Here is a 17249-nt window from a genome sequence, read left to right as displayed (position 1 = left end):
AGAACTGATTGGCCGAGCTGCAAACGGCTCATTACTTCCATATGAAAACAATGATTGAACGTGATGAGTTACGTTTGCTGGGAACTAGATAAGAGCGCGGTTGAATAAGTGTCAATAGAGTGAGTTAGTTGAGTAACGAATCTGTTGTTATTCAGAAAGCTCCTACGCTTTCAGGTCAGGAAGCCGCATCGACTTGTCGAACATGCCCACTGAATCAGCACGCTTTGCACTGGAAGGCAGCGCTTGCCCGAGCACTAACGCTGAGGTGTTTCGTGGATTTTAGGTGAGGGAAATCTGTCGCAGGACATATATATGTACCGCACACGATTATTGAAAGAGGGATAAATTGTACGAGTGGTTTGAGGGGGTATTATCAGGTTCGAATGCAACTTCCATCCTTGGAAGTTAATCTCGTTGTCATGACTGCTCAGTGATGAGCATTGTTCAGAAACTTGCTGAGAAACTGCTTTGTCCGTTCTTCTTTCGGATGGGCAAACAACTCTTTGGCTTCGCCTTGTTCAACGATCACACCCTTGTCGAAAAACACCACGCGGTTGGCCACGTCGCGGGCAAAGCCCATTTCGTGGGTCACGATGACCATGGTGCGCTTCTCCTCGGCGAGGCTGCGGATGGTCGCCAGCACTTCACCCACCAGCTCCGGATCGAGTGCCGAGGTGGGTTCATCGAACAGAATCACTTCCGGCTCCATCGCCAGCGCACGGGCAATCGCCACACGCTGTTGCTGACCTCCGGAAAGGCGTCGCGGGTAAGCGTCTTCCTTGCCCGCCAGGCCAACCCTGGCCAACAGCTTTTTGCCCAGGGCCACGGCATCGGCATGCGGGATCTTCTTGACGATGATCGGGCCTTCGATGACGTTTTCCAGCGCGGTGCGATGGGGGAACAGGTTGAAGCTCTGGAACACGAAGCCGACGTGCTGACGCAAGCGCCGCACCAGGCTCTGCTGCTGGTTCAACGGGCGGCTGCCATCGATCTCGATGTCGCCGACCTTGATCCGGCCGCTGGTGGGTTCTTCCAGAAAATTCAGGCAACGCAGGAACGTGGTTTTGCCCGAGCCGCTCGGCCCGATGATCGCCACGACCTCGCCTTCTTTCACTTCCAGATCAATGCCGTTAAGCACCACTTGACCCTTGAACTGCTTTGTCAGTTTTTCCACGACAATCATGGGGTCAGGACTCCTGGTCGTGCCGATTGACCCGGGCTTCCAACTGGTTCTGCAGGTGCGACAGCACCGTGGCCAGAATCCAGTAGATCAGCGCGGCGGCCAGATACATGGTGAAAATTTCGAAGGTCCGGGCGGTAATCAGCTGGGCCTGACGGAACAGTTCCGGCACCTGAATGGTGGCGGCCAGCGCCGTGTCCTTGACCAGCGAGATGAAGCTGTTGCCCAGCGGCGGCAGTGCCGTGCGCATCGCTTGCGGGATGATGGCCCGGCGCAAGGTTTGCGCGCGGGTCATGCCAATACTGGCGGCGGCTTCCCACTGGCCGCGCTCGATGGAGCTGATTGCGGCACGGAGGATTTCGCAGGCGTAGGCGGCCATGTTCAGCGAGAAGCCGATCAGGGCCGCTGGCAGCGGATCAAGTTCGATGCCCAGTTGCGGCAAGCCGTAATAGATCACGAACAGTTGCACCAGCAACGGCGTGCCGCGAAAGAACGACACGTAGATACGCGCCAGCCAGCTCACCGTTTTGAAGCGCGACAGGCGCATCAGCGCCAGGCCGAACCCCATCACCAGACCGAAGAACATCCCGCCCAGGCTGAGGATTACCGTGTAGTACGCGCCCTTCAGCAGGAAGGGCGCGGAGTCCAGCGCAAGTTGAAAAGCTTCTTCCATTATTGAGTGACGTCAGCGCTGAAGTATTTTTCCGAAAGCTTTTTCAGCGTACCGTCGGCACGCAGCTTGTCGATGGCCTTGTTCACCGCTGCCAGCAACTCAGGCTCGCCTTTGCGCAGGGCAATGCCGGCTTCCTGGCGGGAGAACGCTTCGCCGGCGGCGGAAGTATCCTTGGCCTTCTTGGCGTATTCCAGCGCGGCGAGGCGGTCGATCAGAATGGCGTCGATGCGACCGTTTTTCAGGTCAGCGAACTTGGTCGGATCATCGTCATAGGTGCGCACGTCAGCGCCCGGTACATTGGCTTTGACCCACTGTTCGTAGTTGGTGCCCAGGCCTACGCCGACTTTCTTGCCAGTCAGATCGGCAGCGGACTTGATGTTCAGCTCCGCAGCTTTCTTGGTCTGCACCAGCGCCTGAATCCCGGAAACGGTGTAAGGCTCGGAGAAGTCATACTTCTTCTTGCGCTCTTCGGAGATGGTCACCTGGTTGATCACCGCGTCCAGACGTTTGGATTCCAGCGCTGCGAGGATGCCGTCCCATTTGGTCGGTTGCAGTTTGACCTTCACGCCCAGCTCTTTGGCCAGGGCTTCGGAGAATTCGACTTCGAAGCCGGCCAGTTTGCCGTCGGCGTCGACGAAACTGAACGGTGGGTAGGTGCCTTCCAGGCCGACGTTGATCACGCCAGCGTCTTTGATTTTCTGCAGTTGCTCACCGGCAACCGCCTGCCCCAGCAGACCGGCGCTCAGCGCCAGGCCCAGCGAACCTACCAGCAGATTGCGACGTAGTGCGGAAAAATTCATGACAAGCCCCTGTGTTTTCTTATGAAGACGCTTTTAGGAATGTTGGCAAAATCGGGATTTGGACGACTGCAATATCCTGCCCTAAAGCAGCGTATGCGTCTCGCTGCAAATTCGCCTGCGGCGTGACTATATGACGGTGCTTATAGATAGGAAAATAATAAATATTGCGTTTGTTATTCTTTAATTGAATATGCGTCAGCTAGACCAGCCATCGCTGGCAAGCCAGCTACTACAGGGTTTGTGTCGGACTAGGGATTTGTTGACGACACAAAACGTGTAGGCGCTGGCTTGCCAGCGATAGAGCGCAAAGCGCTCTCAAAATGCCGAGTTGTAAGCAAACAAAGCCGGCGCCCCACCGGTGTGCAGGAAGATGATCGGGCCGTCATCAAAACGCTGACGCCCAATCCCGTCGAGCAACCCTGCCATGGCCTTGCCGGTATACACCGGGTCCAGCAGCAGCCCTTCCTGACTCGCCAGCAGCTTCACCGCCGACAGCGTTCCGGCATTTGGCTCGCCATAACGCGGGCCAAAGTACTCGTCCCACAGCTCGATCTTGAAACTCGCTGGCAGGCTGACACCCAGCAGCGCTGCGGTACGCTCGGCGAGGCCTTGAACCTTCGGCCGCTGATCTTCTTCGCTGCGGGATACTGTCACGCCAATCACTGGCAAATCCGGCAGAGCTTCGCTCAACGCGAGTGCCAGGCCGCTGTGGGTCCCGGCGCTGCCCGAGGCCAGCACCACAGCGGCGAAAGTCAGGCCGGTGTCCTTGATCTGCTCGGCCAGTTCCAGGCCGGCACGCACATAACCCAAAGCGCCCAAGGCATTCGAGCCACCAATCGGCACCAGATACGGCTTTTTGCCGTTGCTGCGCAGGCGAGCGGCCAGTGCTTCCAACTGCTCGTCAGCGTTGTCGAGGTTTTCCACCAATTCGACCTTGGTATCGAACAGGTCAAGCAGCAGCCGATTACCGTTGCCGACATAGTTGGCGTCTTCGGTGCCCAAAGGATTTTCCAGCAGCGCGACGCAACCCAGACCCAGTTTGGCAGCGAGGGCGGCGGTCTGGCGCACGTGGTTGGATTGCAGCGCGCCGGCAGTGATCAGCGTGTCCGCGCCTTGGGCCAGCGCATCGGCACCGAGGTATTCGAGTTTGCGCAGTTTGTTGCCGCCCATCGCCAGCGGCGTCAGGTCGTCGCGTTTGACGTACACGTCGCGGCCCAGCCAGCTCGACAGGCGTTCGAGTTTTTCCAGAGGGGTCGGGTGGCCGAGCAGATCGAGGCGGTCAAAACGGGCGAGCTGTTGTTTGATCATGGGTCCGTACTGGCGGTGGGAGATGTCAGGACTATAGGCACGCCTATATGCAGGGGCAACCGCCGAGATTACTTATAGCCAAAAGTGCTGAGCACAGCACAATCGGTTCTTAATTCGGTTTCCAGACCTTGCCGTAAAGTAATCGCCGTCAGCGCGGCCAGACAGTCCGGCCGCCCGTGTGGAGTTTTTACCGTGAGCGAGCGTTCCAGCCATTGGCAATTGCAGACCATCGTCAGCCAACTGCGCACGGCGCGCGACCAGTGGCGTGCGCAAAACGGCCGCGCCAGCGGCGAGCAGGGTGGTCGCGAGTTGCCTTCCCGAGGGGCCATGGCGGAGATTCTTGAAGCGCTGTGCGGGGCGTTGTTCCCAATGCGCCTTGGGCCGGTGGACCTGCGCGAAGAGAGTGAAGACTTCTACGTCGGTCACACGCTGGACGTTGCGCTGAACGCGTTGCTGGGGCAGGCACGGCTCGAACTGCGTTACGCCGCCCGCCACAGCGCCTCGGCCGACACCGAAGTCGAAGCCAAAACGATCCAGATCATCCAGGAATTTGCCCTCGCCCTGCCGGGGCTGCGCAGCCTGTTGGACACCGATGTGCTGGCGGCCTATCACGGTGACCCGGCGGCCCGCAGCGTCGATGAAGTGTTGCTGTGCTACCCGGGGATTCTGGCGGTGATTCACCATCGCCTCGCGCACCATTTGTACCGTGCCGGGCTGCCGCTGCTGGCGCGGATCAGTGCAGAAATCGCGCACTCGGCGACCGGTATCGACATTCATCCGGGCGCGCAGATCGGCCGCAGCTTCTTCATTGATCACGGGACGGGCGTGGTAATCGGCGAGACCGCAATCATTGGCGAGCGTGTGCGGATTTATCAGGCTGTAACCCTGGGCGCCAAACGCTTCCCGGCGGATGAAGACGGCCAGTTGCAGAAGGGCCATCCGCGGCATCCGATTGTCGAGGACGATGTGGTGATCTATGCCGGCGCGACGATTCTGGGGCGGATCACCATCGGCAAGGGCTCGACCATTGGCGGCAACGTCTGGCTGACGCGCAGTGTGCCGGCGGGGTGCAACCTGACGCAGGCGAATCTGCAGCATGATGACGGGACGCAGAAGTAAGCTTCGAAATCTTTATTGGCTTGTCTGACGCCATCGCTGGCAAGCCAGCTCCTACAAGGTATGTGTTGAACGATAATTCTGTGAACGACACAAAACCTGTAGGAGCCGGCTTGCCGGCGATCGCTCTCAAGCCAGACCGAGATAATGGCATTCAGCCAATTCTCCACTGAACGAATCCCCCAAACCCCACGTCATACCCATCCTTGAGCTAGCGTACGAACAGTACCGCCGAGCCCTGCGATTAGTCCTTAGCACCCTATCCATGTTTAACTTGAACGCTCATTCAAGTTAAACCGCCGGTTTGCTGCCCGTTCACAACAGGAGGCTTGCCCTTGCCGAGTCCGTTATTGATTGCCCGGTTTCACCCCCTTGAGGTGCACCTTTCATGAGTGCATCGTCCACCCCCGCCAGCGGCCAGGTCCGCATGAATCCGCCGGTGTTTTACTTTGCGGCGACGTTTATCTTTCTGTTCGGCATTGTCGTTATCGCCATACCTGAACAGGCCGGCGCCTGGCTGTTGCAAGCGCAAAACTGGGCGGCCAATACGGTCGGCTGGTATTACATGCTCGCGATGACGCTGTATCTGGTCTTCGTGGTGGTCACCGCCTTGTCCGGCTACGGCAAGATCAAGCTCGGTGCCGACCACGACGAGCCCGAATTCAGTTACCTGTCCTGGGCCGGGATGCTGTTTGCCGCCGGGATCAGCATCACGTTGTTCTTCTTTTGCGTGTCCGAACCGTTGACGCACCTGTCACAACCGCCGCAAGGCGAGGCCGGCACCGCGGATGCGGCGCGCCAGGCGATGCAGATCCTGTTTCTGCACTGGGGCCTGCACGGCTGGGGCGTATTTGCCTTCGTCGGCATGGCGTTGGCCTATTTCGCTTACCGCCACAACCTGCCGCTGGCCTTGCGCTCGGCGCTCTATCCGCTGATCGGCAAACGCATCAACGGCCCGATCGGCTACGCGGTGGATGGCTTCGGCATCATCGCCACGGTGTTCGGCCTCGGTGCCGACATGGGCTTCGGCGTGTTGCACCTCAACTCGGGGCTGGATTACCTGTTTGGCATCGCCCACACCCAGTGGATTCAGGTCGGCCTGATCACGCTGATGATGGGCGCGGCAATCATCGTCGCGGTGGCTGGCGTCGACAAAGGCGTACGGGTGATGTCCGACATCAACATGCTGCTGGCCTGTGCGCTGCTGCTGTTCGTGTTGTTTGCCGGCCCCACCCAGCACCTGCTCAACACCTTGATCCAGAACATCGGCGATTACCTTGGCGCCTTGCCGATGAAGAGTTTTGACCTTTACGCCTACGACAAACCCAGCGACTGGCTGGGCGGCTGGACGGTGTTTTACTGGGCGTGGTGGATTGCGTGGTCGCCGTTCGTGGGCCTGTTTATCGCGCGCATTTCCCGTGGTCGCACCATTCGCGAATTCGTCTTCGGCGTGCTGTTGATTCCGCTCGGATTCACCCTGGCGTGGATGTCGATTTTCGGCAACAGCGCCATCGACCAAGTGCTCAACCACGGTATGAGCGCGCTCGGCATGTCGGCCATCGACAACCCGTCGATGACCTTGTACCTGCTGCTGGAAACCTACCCGTGGAGCAAAACCGTCATCGCGGTCACGGTGTTCATCAGTTTTGTGTTCTTCGTCACCTCGGCCGATTCCGGCACCGTGGTGTTGTCGACGCTGTCCGCCAAGGGCGGCAATCCGGATGAAGACGGGCCGAAATGGCTGCGGGTGTTCTGGGGCGCGATGACGGCGCTGGTGACCAGTGCGCTGCTGTTTTCCGGCAGCATCGATGCGCTGAAGTCAGCGGTGGTGCTCACTTCGCTACCGTTCTCGATGATCTTGCTGCTGATGATGTGGGGCCTGCACAAGGCGTTCTATCTGGAGTCGCAAAAGCAGATTGCGCAGTTGCATTCCCTGGCGCCGGTGTCCGGAGCACGGCGTGGCGGTTGGCGTCAGCGTTTGAGTCAGGCGGTGCACTTCCCGTCGCGCGATGAGGTTTATCGCTTCCTCGACACGACGGTGCGCCCGGCGATCGAAGAAGTGACGGCAGTGTTCGTTGAGAAGGGCTTGAACGTGGTCACTCAACCCGATCCGGCGAACGACAGCGTCAGCCTGGAGATCGGTCACGACGAGCAGCATCCGTTCATCTATCAGGTGCAGATGCGCGGCTACTTCACGCCTTCGTTCGCCCGTGGCGGCATGGGTTCCAAGGAACTCAACAATCGCCGTTATTATCGAGCCGAGGTGCATTTGAGTGAGGGCAGTCAGGACTACGATCTGGTCGGCTACACCAAGGAGCAGGTCATCAACGACATCCTCGATCAGTACGAGCGGCACATGCAGTTCTTGCATTTGGTGCGTTGAGTTCAGGTCTCGCTGCTCAACACCATGAACAGCACCAGCGCCGCCACCGGCACGCCGAACACAATACTGCCGACCACCAGTTCCGTCGTGACGGGCTGGCCGGCAGTGACCACGCCGATGGCGCCGTTGATCATCGTCAGGGCCAGCCACAGGACGATGAAGCTGTAGGTCAGTGTCTGGCGGCTGAAGCCGATTTTCTCGCCGATGAACAGCATCAGCGCCAGGAGGATCAGGCCGAAGGTGATGATGATCGTGGTGTGCATGATGCGTTCCTCCCTTCAGGTGTGTCGCATTTCAGGCCCAAGGGTTCTGTGAACGACGCCAATCCACTGTAGGAGCTGGCTTGCCGGCGATGGCGTCGATCCTGCCTGCATAGCAGCTTAAACCAACCCGCCATTGACCCGCAGAATCTGTCCATTGACCCACGCCGAATCCGGGCCGACCAGGAAAGACACGACGCGGGAGATGTCTTCTGGCTGTCCCAGGCGTTCCAGCGGCGCCATCTTCGCGAAGTTCTGAATCTGCTCCTCGCTCTTGCCGTGCAAAAACAGGTCGGTCGCCACCGGCCCGGGCGCGACGGCGTTGACGGTGATGTGGCGACCGCGCATTTCCTTGGCGAACACCTGAGTCAGGGATTCCACCGCGGCTTTGCTGGCGATGTACACGGCGTAACCCGGCAGGTTCATGCCGACGGTGCTGCTGGAGAAGTTGACGATCCGGCCACCGCTGTTCAAACGCGTTGCTGCTTCACGCAACGTGTTGAACGTGCCGCGAGCGTGGATGTTGAAGTTCTGGTCGAACAGTTCGTCCGTGTGTTGCGCCAGCGGCATCACTTTGAGAATGCCGGCGTTATTGATCAACACATCGACTTTGCCCAGTTGTGTTTCGGTTTCATCGAACATCCGGCGCACGTCGTCGGCATTGGCCACGTCAGCCTTGATCGCTATGGCTTGATGGCCGGCCTGACGCAATTCCACAACCAGCTTCGATGCCTCAGTGGCGCTGCTGGCGTAGTTGATGGCGACGGCGAAACCCTCGCAGGCCAACTGTTTGGCGATCACGGCGCCGATGCCGCGGGAGGCACCGGTCACGATGGCAACTTTCGACGTTTGAGTGCTCATGGCGTTGAATCCTTTGAAGGCGTCTGTTTGGGGTGAAGCCAGATTCACATGTTTACCCAGGCCGATAAATGCACGAGAGTTGCCTTTACTGTTCAAGATTCGCCAACAATTGAAGGTCTGGAGCGCCATGGATCAAGTCAAAGCGATGAAGGTGTTCGTGCGGATCTACGAGCGCAGCAGCTTTACCCTGGCCGCCGAGGACCTGAACCTGCCGCGGGCAACCCTGACCCACACGCTGAACCAGTTCGAAGCCTGGCTCGGCACGCGTTTACTGGAGCGCAGTACGCGTAAGGTGCGTCCGACACTGGACGGCGAGGCTTACTACCTGCGGTGTGTGCAGTTGCTGGCAGAGCTGGAAGAAGCCGAACTGGCCTTTCGCAGCGTGGCGCCGAAGGGGCGATTGCGCGTGGATTTGCATGGCACGCTGGCCAAGCACTTCGTGATCCCTGCGTTGCCGCTGTTCATGGCTCGTTACCCGGATATAGAACTGTCCATCAGCGAGGCGGACCGTTTTGTCGACCTGATCGCCGAAGGCGTCGACTGTGTACTGCGCGCCGGCACGCTGGGTGATTCGGCGTTGATCGGCAAACGTGTTGCCAACCTGCGTCAAATCACCTGCGCCAGCCCCGCCTATCTGCGCAAATACGGCGAACCGAAAACCCTCGAAGACCTGAAACACCATCGCGCGGTGAACTACGTCTCGCGCACCAGCGCCAAGTTGTTTCCATTCGAATTCATGGTCGATGACGAGTTGCGGGAAGTCTCGATCGATGGCGCGATCTCGGTGTTCGGCGCAGAAATCTACGCCGCGTCGGCCATTGCCGGGTTGGGATTGATCCAGTGCCCGTATTACCGCATGGAAACACAGATCTCCCAGGGGCTGGTGCAGGAGGTCCTGATCGATACGCCACCGCCACCGATGCCGGTTTCAGTGTTGTATCCGCACAACCGACACCTGTCGCCACGGGTTCGGGTGTTTGTGGATTGGTTGGGTGAGGTGTTTGCGCAAGCGCAGTAACCGCTGGTCTTCAGGCAAGTGGGGCGACCTTGCAGTGGGCTAATATTTATCAGGGTGTGTATCGTGTGTATAAGGTCCGCATTCGTCACGTAATGTGGTCAGCAGATTGCTGCCCACAAAGACGAAGGTGATGCGAAGTCGGGAAATGATCAGGATGATCGAGGAGGATGGTTGGTATCTGGTCGCCGTAAAAGGTAGCCACCATCAGTACAAGCATTCGTACAAGGCAGGCCGGGTGACGATCAAGCACCCTGATTCGGATCTTCCGAAAGGAACGATCAACAGCATTTTGAAACAGGCGGGCCTGAAATGAGCCCCGACATTGGAAACGAGAGCCTCGAAGGCGCCACATCACAGGAAGGACTCACCGAAATGAAATTCCCGGTCGTTCTGCACAAGGATGCCGACTCAGAATACGGAGTGATTATCCCGGACGTACCGGGTTGTTTCTCTGCGGGCGCTACGGTGGCGCAGGCATTCGAAAACGTGAAGGAAGCGTTGTCCTTGCACTATGAAGGGTTGGTCGCCGATGGTGATCCACTGCCGCAAGTGCGTGAGATTGACGCTCATATTGATAACCCTGATTACGCCGGTGGTGTATGGGGTGTGGTCGACTTCGATATCACGCCTTACTTCGGCAAGTCGATGCGCTTCAACGCCACTCTGCCTGAGCAGTTGCTTGAGCGTATCGACCAAACAGTCAGGCGGGATCAGCGATACAGCTCAAGATCCGGTTTTTTGGCGGCGGCCGCACTCCGAGAGCTGTCGGCATAAACACCGTGCGGATTTTGGCTCCAGGGTCGGTTCTGTCGAAATTCTGTGAAACGTTTCAGCATTTCCTCAAGTCCGAGGTTTATCGACGTTTGTCTGGGCGTATGCTGGGCAACTTGCGAAGCAGTCGATACCAACTTCAAGACAGACAAGAGAGGATTCGATGACCTACACCGCTGCCGAAAACCGCTACGACTCCATCCCTTACCGCCGCGTCGGTCGCAGCGGTCTGGTGTTGCCGGCGTTGTCCTTGGGCCTGTGGCACAACTTTGGCGACAGCACGCCGATCGACACTCAGCGCTCGTTGCTGCGCACGGCGTTCGATCTGGGGATCAACCACTTCGACCTGGCCAACAATTACGGCCCGCCGTACGGCAGCGCCGAGATTAATTTCGGTCGTTTGCTGCGCGAAGACTTCAAGCAGTATCGCGATGAGCTGATCATCTCGAGCAAGGCCGGTTGGGACATGTGGCCCGGTCCTTACGGGCAGGGCGGTGGTTCGCGTAAATACGTGCTGGCCAGCCTTGATCAGAGCCTGCAGCGTCTGGGCCTGGATTACGTGGATATTTTCTACTCCCACCGTTTCGACCCGGACACGCCGCTGGAAGAAACCGCCAGCGCACTGGCCACCGCGGTGCAGCAGGGCAAGGCGCTGTACATCGGCATCTCGTCGTATTCCGGAGTGAAAACCCGGGAGATGGCCGCGCTGTTGAAAGAGTGGAAAGTGCCGCTGCTGATTCACCAACCGGCGTACAACCTGCTCAATCGCTGGGTGGAAAAGGATTTGCTGGAGGTCACCGACGAACTGGGTACCGGCGTGATTGCGTTCACGCCGTTGGCGCAGGGCCTGTTGACCGACAAATACCTCAACGGCATTCCGAAGGATGCGCGGGTCAATCGTCCGGGCGGCGGTTCGTTGCAGTCCTCGCACCTGTCTGAGGCCAACATTGCCCATGTGCGCGGCCTTAACGAAATCGCCAAGCGTCGCGGCCAGAGCCTGGCGCAACTGGCGTTGGCCTGGACGCTGCGCGATCCTCGGGTGACCTCGGCGCTGATCGGTGCGAGCCGGCCGGAGCAGATCATCGAGAACGTCGGGGCGTTGAAGAATCTGAGCTTCAGTGTGGAGGAGCTGGCGGAGATTGACCGGTTTGCCCAGGAGGGCGGGATCAATCTTTGGGAGAAGCCTTCGACGGCGGAGTAAGTTTTCGGCGTCGGATGATCAGGCGCCTGCTTTGGCCTCATCGCGGGCTTGCTCGCGATGGGGCCAGACCAAACAACAAAAAAAACCGGGATTTACCTGAAAAACGGCACATCCCCCAACACCGTCGCCCGCTGCATCACCCGCCGCGCCGGCCGGTAGTCATCCACCGCGTAATGCTGCGTCACGCGGTTATCCCAGAACGCAATATCATCCTGCTGCCAGCGCCAGCGAATGGTGAACTCCGGCCGTGTGGCATGGGCGAACAGAAACTTCAGAATCGCCTCGCTCTCGGTTTCCGACAGCTCATTGATCTTCGACGTAAACCCTTCATTGACGAACAACGAACGGCGCCCGCTCACCGGGTGCGTGCGGATTACCGGGTGCGACAGTGGCGGATTCTTGCGGCGTGCTTCTTCCCACTGAGCCAGCGCCTCAGGCGTGTTGCCATAGCGTTCCAGCGGAAACGAACGGGTGAAATCGTGGGTCGCCGTCAGCCCCTCGAGCAAGGTTTTCATCGGCGCCGACAGCGCTTCATACGCCGCAATACCGCTGGCCCACAACGTGTCGCCGCCAAACTCCGGCAACAATTTTGCGCTGAGCACCGCGCCCATCGCCGGGGTCGGCAGGAAGGTTACGTCGGTGTGCCAGATCGCGTTGTCGCGCACATCGGTGACGGCGGTGTCGAGGATCAGTACTTCCGGCTGTTCCGGCACGTTGGGGTAGATCGGGTGAATGTGCAGGTCACCGAAATTGGCGGCGAAACGCGCCTGTTGCTGCGGCGTGATCGGCTGGTCGCGGAAGAACAGCACCTGATGCTTGAGCAGTGCCTGCTCAATGACATCGCGTTGTTCCAGGTTCAGCGGCTGACTGATGTCGATGCCGCTGATTTGCGCGCCGAGCGCGGAGCTGAGGGGGACGATGGTCAGGTGGCTCATGGTGGTTCTCTTCAATCCGGGGTGCCGAGCTGTCGGCATGGTCAATGACAAGTCGTTAGTGAGCCTGGCCGTGCCACGGCACCAGTTTGCGTTGCAGCGCACGCAAGCCCATCTCCATGGCAAAGGCGATCAGCGCAATCACCAGAATCCCCAGCACCACCACATCGGTGACCAGAAACTGCGCGGCCGACTGCACCATGAAGCCCAAGCCGCTGGTGGCGGCGATCAGTTCGGCGGCGACCAGCGTCGACCAGCCCACTCCCAGGCCAATGCGCACGCCGGTCAAAATGTCCGGCAATGCGCTCGGCAAAATCACATGGCGAATCAACTGTGCACGGGTCGCACCCAAAGATTGCGCTGCGCGCAATTTGGCCGGGTCGACGGTGCGCACGCCGGTCGCGGTGGCGATGGCGATCGGGGCGAAAATCGCCAGGTAGATCAGCAAGACTTTCGACAGCTCGCCAATGCCGCACCAGATCACGATCAGCGGCAGGTAGGCCAGCGGTGGAATAGGGCGGTAGAACTCGATCAGCGGATCGAGAATGCCGCGCGCGATGCGGTTGTGCCCGATGGCGATGCCCACCGGAACGGCGGTCAGCACGGCAAAACCAAGGCCCAGGCCGATGCGGCCGAGGCTCGCGCCCAAGTGCTGCCACAACGTCGAATCCATGTAGCCGGTGGTCACCAGCAACCAGCCTTTTTGCAGCACGGCGGACGGTGGCGGCAGGAACAGCGGTTCGATCATTCCTGTGGCGGTAACGGCCCACCACAGGGCAACCAGCGCGACCAGGGTCAGTACGCTGATCCAGCGCGTGCTGAGGCTGCGTCGAACAGGAATCACCGTGGAGCCCGGTTTCACCGTCACGGCCGGAATTTCATAGCTGCTCATGCGCGCTCCTGCCGCGTGGCGGCGCTGCGTTGGGAGAACACTTTGGCGAGTACGTGTTCGCGGGTTTCGATAAAGCGCGGGTCGGATTTGATCGCCCGTGCGGATTCGCCGGCGGCGTAACGCTGACCGAAGTCCAGGCTCAGGCGCTCGACGATTTGCCCGGGGTTTGGCGCCAGCAGAATCAGGTCCGTGGCGAGAAACACCGCTTCTTCGATGTCGTGGGTAATCAGGAATACGGGTTTGGCGGTGCGCTGCCAGACCTGCAATAGCAGCTCTTGCATCTGTTCGCGGGTGAAGGCATCGAGGGCGCCGAAAGGTTCGTCCATCAGCAACACGCGAGGATCAGCGGCGAGCGCACGGGCCAGGCCAACACGCTGCTTCTGGCCGCCGGAAAGCTGCCAGATACGGCGGTGCTCGAAACCGGACAGATCAACCAGGGCGAGCATTTCCCGAGCGCGGATTTCGCGTTTGTCACGGGAAATACCCGCCAGTTCCAGACCGAAACCGACGTTGGCCAGCACGTCCTGCCAAGGCAGCAACGCGTCATCCTGAAACACCACGCCACGTTCCGCGCTCGGGCCTTTGACCGGCACGCCATCGAGGGTGATGCGCCCGGCGCTAGGCTCTACAAAACCGGCAATCAGGTTCAACAGCGAAGTCTTGCCACTGCCGGACGGGCCGAGGGCCACCAGCAATTGCTGGGGCCCAAGGCTCAAGGAAATATCCGCCAGCACCGGTTCCGGGCTGCCGGGGTACTGTGCGCTGATGCGCTCCAGCTGAAGCAAGGCCATCGCAAATAACTCCCGATCAGTTAGTGATGAACTTGGCGCTGACATACGGCGCGTAGTCCGGCAGCACGGCCTCGACCTTGCCTTGTTCCTTGAGGAACACGGCGGTGTCGGTGATGGCTTTGGTGGTCGGCGCGCCGAGGGTGATTACCTGATCAGCCGCCAGCGGGTAGACGTTGCCTTGCAGCAGCAGCGGAATGTCGCTGGCCTTGGCGCCAGACAGCTTCACCAGTTTGTCGACGTTGGTTTGATTGGCGAGCCAGGCTTTCGGGTCTTTGCGGTAATCGGCGTAGGCGTCGAGGGTGACCTTGGCGAACGCGGTGACGATTTCCGGGTGTTTCTGGGCGAAGTCTTTGCGCACGATCCATGCGTCGAAAGTCGGTGCGCCGAACTTGGCCAGTTCGCCGGAGGTGATCAGCACTTTGCCGTTTTCCTTGGCCACGCCGAGCGCTGGGTCCCAGACGTAAGTGGCGTCGATGTCACCGCGTTTCCACGCCGCGATGATGGCTGGCGGGGCAAGGTTGAGCACGGTGACTTTCGACGGGTCGATGTTCCAGTGTTTCAGCGCGGCGAGCAGGCTGTAGTGACCGGTGGAAACGAACGGCACGGCGATTTTCTTGCCGATCAGGTCTTGCGGCGTTTTGATCCCGGAACCGTCGCGGGCGACCAGCGCTTCGGCGGCGCCGATCTGGGTGGCAATGAGGAAGGTTTCAACCGGGACTTTACGGGTGATTGCAGCCGTCAGGGGGCTGGAACCGAGGTAGCCGATCTGCACGTCGCCGGAAGCGATGGCGGCGATGATGTCGGCACCGTTGTCGAATTTGCGCCAGTCGATCTTGGCGTTGGTGGCTTTTTCGTAAGCGCCGTCAGCCTGGGCGACTTTCGCCGGGTCCACGGTGGTCTGGTAGGCGACAGTCACGTCAGCCGCCTGGGCAAAGAAACTCGCCGCAGCCAAAGACGCGGCCGCCAGGAGGCGAAGAGGGAAATGCAGTTTCATGGGGAAGCTCCTTGTCAGGCGGACCGAGAGTCGGCGTGAAAAGGAGACTAAATGATCTAAGAATCCAAAAATAAATAACTTTTTAGAATTAGCTTATGAGCGGAAAATTCTAAGTGCCATTATCGCGCAGCGCCCTGTAGGTGACTGCTTGTCGGCAATCGGGCCCTTGAGCCTTGTGGCGAATCCAAGGCCGCCATCGCTGGCAAGCCGGCTCCTACAAGGTTTTGTGTCGGGCGCGCATTTGGTGGCGATCCCGAATCTGTGTAGGAGCCAGCTTGCTGGCGATAGGTCCGCAGGACCTTCTGAGGTTAGTTGCTGATCGCCAGAATGCTTGCCTGATACGAGCCGACAAACACATCGAAATCGCCGACTTCGTTCTGTTCCAGCTCCACTTGCTCAGCCAGCGACGAGCGTGCGCGCTCTTCGAATTTCGCCTGGTCGTCGCTGCTCAAAGGCTCGCTACGGAAATATTCCGCATGGGCCTGGCTCTGACGCAGGGAGAACTGGCTGAAGCTTTCCTTGTGCTCGGCCATCGCCGCCAGTACCTGGGCCGAAGGCGTCAGGGCCGGGTCCTTGACCTTGGCCAGTTGCGCGTCCAGCGCTTTGCTATGGGCATCGCCGCCATGGCTCTGATCCAGCAAGGCCGCCAGTGGCGCAATCTTCTCCAGCAACTCGCCTGCCCACTCTTTCAGGTCAACCGGTTGACCGTCTCGTTGCAGTTGCAGGCCCGGACGGCGACCTTCCTTGACCACGCTGAGGAAGTTCGAAGTGGCATTGCCGCACGAATTATTGGTCAGCAGCGGACTGTCGTTCAGCGCGCAGTACAACAGGAATGCGTCGAGGAATCGCGACTCCGGCAGGTCGATGCCCATCGGCAGGAACGGGTTGATGTCCAGGCAACGCACTTCGACGTACTGAATGCCACGGGCTACCAGCGCCTGAATCGGCCGCTCGCCGGTGTAGGTCACGCGTTTCGGGCGGATGTTGGAGTAGTACTCGTTTTCGATCTGCAGGATGTTGGTGTTGAGCTGAACCCACTCACCGTCCTGATGCGTGCCGATTTCGACATATGGCGCATACGGTGTGGCGACTGCCTTGCGCAGGCTGTCGGTGTAGCTCGCCAAGTCGTTGTAGCACGGCGTCAGACCGGCCTGGGCGTTGCTCTGGTAACCGAGGTCGCTCATGCGCAGGCTGGTGGCGTACGGCAGGTACAAGGTGTCCGGGTCCAGCTGTTCCAACTGGTGCGAGCGACCGCGCAGGAAACCGGCGTCCAGCGCTGGCGAAGCACCGAACAGGTACATCAGCAGCCAGCTGTAGCGACGGAAGTTGCGGATCAGCGCGATGTAGGCCGACGACTGATAGTCGCGGTCAGTACCGACAAAGCCTTCCGCCTGTTTGAGCAGCGGCCAGAGTTTTTCCGGCAGGGAAAAGTTGTAGTGAATCCCGGCGATGCACTGCATGGTCTTGCCGTAGCGCAGGGCCAGGCCCTTGCGGTAGACGTACTTGAGCTGACCGATGTTGGAGGTGCCGTAATAGGCAATCGGGATGTCTTCCTCGGCCGGCAGCGGGCACGGCATCGACGGACTCCACAGGTACTCGTTGCCGAGCTTGCTGTAGGCAAAACGGTGAATCCTGTCCAGGCTCGCCAGGGTTTCAGCCGGGTCGGGCAGGGCGGGCGTGATGAACTCCAGCAGCGACTCGGAATAGTCGGTGGTGATTTGTTCGTTGGTCAGCGCGGAACCCAATGCTTCCGGGTGCGGCGTTTGCGCCAGGCGACCTTCGCCGGTCACGCGCAGGCATTCACGTTCGATGCCGTGAAGGCACTGTTCGAGCAGAGAGAGGTTAGCGCGCTCGCCGAGCAGAGCCAGGCGGCGGTTGAGAAGTTCGCTCAAGTTGGATTCCTTCACGCGTCAGTCGCCCCAATATGGGGGTGGGCAAGACGGTCTACAAGGGTGAAGTTAAAACTGGCGTTTTCGCCTGGTTTTTGAGCCGTACAGACCAATGTCAGTCAGCCAAGTCGCCACAATCCCTGTGGGAGCGGCGGTGCGCCGCTCCCACAGGTTTTCATA

Annotated in this window: 17 protein-coding genes; 6 read left to right on the top strand and 11 right to left on the bottom strand. The window is 59.6% G+C overall.

What is annotated here, in order from left to right; all coding sequences use genetic code 11:
- Window positions 1-427 precede the first annotated feature (427 nt).
- The 4 genes from tcyN to ACI77H_RS19385 all read right to left on the bottom strand — a co-directional run bounded on the left by tcyN (window position 428) and on the right by ACI77H_RS19385 (window position 3961).
- Entirely contained in the window at window positions 428-1183 is a 756-nt protein-coding gene (tcyN, locus tag ACI77H_RS19400; protein ID WP_407013322.1) for an L-cystine ABC transporter ATP-binding protein TcyN, read from the bottom strand.
- Between the two features lie 4 nt (window positions 1184-1187).
- Window positions 1188-1853, bottom strand: a complete 666-nt coding sequence (gene tcyL / locus ACI77H_RS19395; protein ID WP_407013321.1) for a cystine ABC transporter permease — start codon at window positions 1851-1853, stop codon at window positions 1188-1190.
- Window positions 1853-2653, bottom strand: coding sequence for a cystine ABC transporter substrate-binding protein (gene tcyJ / locus ACI77H_RS19390; protein ID WP_407013320.1), 801 nt, complete (start codon window positions 2651-2653; stop codon window positions 1853-1855). Before tcyJ ends, tcyL begins: the two co-directional genes overlap by 1 nt.
- A gap of 315 nt (window positions 2654-2968) precedes the next feature.
- Window positions 2969-3961, bottom strand: coding sequence for a D-cysteine desulfhydrase (locus tag ACI77H_RS19385; RefSeq protein WP_407013319.1), 993 nt, complete (start codon window positions 3959-3961; stop codon window positions 2969-2971).
- Between the two features lie 192 nt (window positions 3962-4153).
- Here ACI77H_RS19385 and epsC point away from each other — a divergent pair, with 192 nt between their 5' ends.
- Window positions 4154-5080, top strand: coding sequence for a serine O-acetyltransferase EpsC (epsC, locus tag ACI77H_RS19380; RefSeq protein ID WP_407013318.1), 927 nt, complete (start codon window positions 4154-4156; stop codon window positions 5078-5080).
- A 424-nt stretch (window positions 5081-5504) separates the two neighbouring features.
- A complete protein-coding gene (betT, locus tag ACI77H_RS19375) occupies window positions 5505-7460 on the top strand; it encodes a choline transporter BetT (protein WP_407013428.1) in 1956 nt (651 codons plus the stop codon).
- Between the two features lie 2 nt (window positions 7461-7462).
- Here the strand turns inward: betT and ACI77H_RS19370 are convergent, their stop codons facing one another.
- A complete protein-coding gene (locus ACI77H_RS19370; protein ID WP_407013317.1) occupies window positions 7463-7723 on the bottom strand; it encodes a hypothetical protein in 261 nt (86 codons plus the stop codon).
- A gap of 117 nt (window positions 7724-7840) precedes the next feature.
- Window positions 7841-8581 (bottom strand): SDR family oxidoreductase, encoded by a 741-nt coding sequence (locus ACI77H_RS19365; RefSeq protein WP_407013316.1) that lies wholly within the window; start codon window positions 8579-8581, stop codon window positions 7841-7843.
- Between the two features lie 127 nt (window positions 8582-8708).
- Here ACI77H_RS19365 and ACI77H_RS19360 point away from each other — a divergent pair, with 127 nt between their 5' ends.
- The 4 genes from ACI77H_RS19360 to mgrA all read left to right on the top strand — a co-directional run bounded on the left by ACI77H_RS19360 (window position 8709) and on the right by mgrA (window position 11571).
- Window positions 8709-9599 carry a LysR family transcriptional regulator gene (locus tag ACI77H_RS19360; RefSeq protein WP_407013315.1) on the top strand — a complete coding sequence of 297 codons (891 nt, stop codon included), beginning with the start codon at window positions 8709-8711 and terminating at the stop codon, window positions 9597-9599.
- Window positions 9600-9729: 130 nt separating this feature from the next.
- A complete protein-coding gene (locus tag ACI77H_RS19355; protein ID WP_407013427.1) occupies window positions 9730-9912 on the top strand; it encodes a type II toxin-antitoxin system HicA family toxin in 183 nt (60 codons plus the stop codon).
- The gene (locus tag ACI77H_RS19350) at window positions 9909-10373 is read left to right on the top strand and encodes a type II toxin-antitoxin system HicB family antitoxin (protein WP_407013314.1); all 465 of its coding nucleotides are present in this window, start codon (window positions 9909-9911) and stop codon (window positions 10371-10373) included. Before ACI77H_RS19355 ends, ACI77H_RS19350 begins: the two co-directional genes overlap by 4 nt.
- Window positions 10374-10533: 160 nt before the next feature.
- Window positions 10534-11571: an L-glyceraldehyde 3-phosphate reductase gene (gene mgrA / locus ACI77H_RS19345; RefSeq protein WP_084318295.1), complete on the top strand. Its 1038-nt coding sequence runs from the start codon at window positions 10534-10536 to the stop codon at window positions 11569-11571.
- A 92-nt stretch (window positions 11572-11663) separates the two neighbouring features.
- Here mgrA and tauD read toward each other — a convergent pair whose 3' ends face one another.
- The 5 genes from tauD to gshA all read right to left on the bottom strand — a co-directional run bounded on the left by tauD (window position 11664) and on the right by gshA (window position 17072).
- The gene (tauD, locus tag ACI77H_RS19340) at window positions 11664-12506 is read right to left on the bottom strand and encodes a taurine dioxygenase (protein WP_407013313.1); all 843 of its coding nucleotides are present in this window, start codon (window positions 12504-12506) and stop codon (window positions 11664-11666) included.
- A gap of 55 nt (window positions 12507-12561) precedes the next feature.
- On the bottom strand, window positions 12562-13395 hold the full coding sequence (gene tauC, locus ACI77H_RS19335) for a taurine ABC transporter permease TauC (RefSeq protein WP_407013312.1): 834 nt from the start codon (window positions 13393-13395) through the stop codon (window positions 12562-12564).
- Window positions 13392-14186, bottom strand: a complete 795-nt coding sequence (tauB, locus tag ACI77H_RS19330) for a taurine ABC transporter ATP-binding subunit (protein ID WP_407013311.1) — start codon at window positions 14184-14186, stop codon at window positions 13392-13394. The genes tauC and tauB overlap by 4 nt, the downstream gene beginning before the upstream one ends.
- Window positions 14187-14202: 16 nt before the next feature.
- On the bottom strand, window positions 14203-15180 hold the full coding sequence (gene tauA, locus ACI77H_RS19325) for a taurine ABC transporter substrate-binding protein (RefSeq protein ID WP_407013310.1): 978 nt from the start codon (window positions 15178-15180) through the stop codon (window positions 14203-14205).
- Window positions 15181-15488: 308 nt separating this feature from the next.
- A complete protein-coding gene (gene gshA, locus ACI77H_RS19320; protein WP_407013309.1) occupies window positions 15489-17072 on the bottom strand; it encodes a glutamate--cysteine ligase in 1584 nt (527 codons plus the stop codon).
- Between the last annotated feature and the right edge of the window lie 177 nt (window positions 17073-17249).

The sequence above is a fragment of the Pseudomonas sp. O230 genome, from assembly GCF_045447035.1.
Lineage (GTDB): Bacteria > Pseudomonadota > Gammaproteobacteria > Pseudomonadales > Pseudomonadaceae > Aquipseudomonas.
Note: the sequence above shows the minus strand (reverse complement) of the source record. Positions and strands in the feature narration are given on the sequence as shown.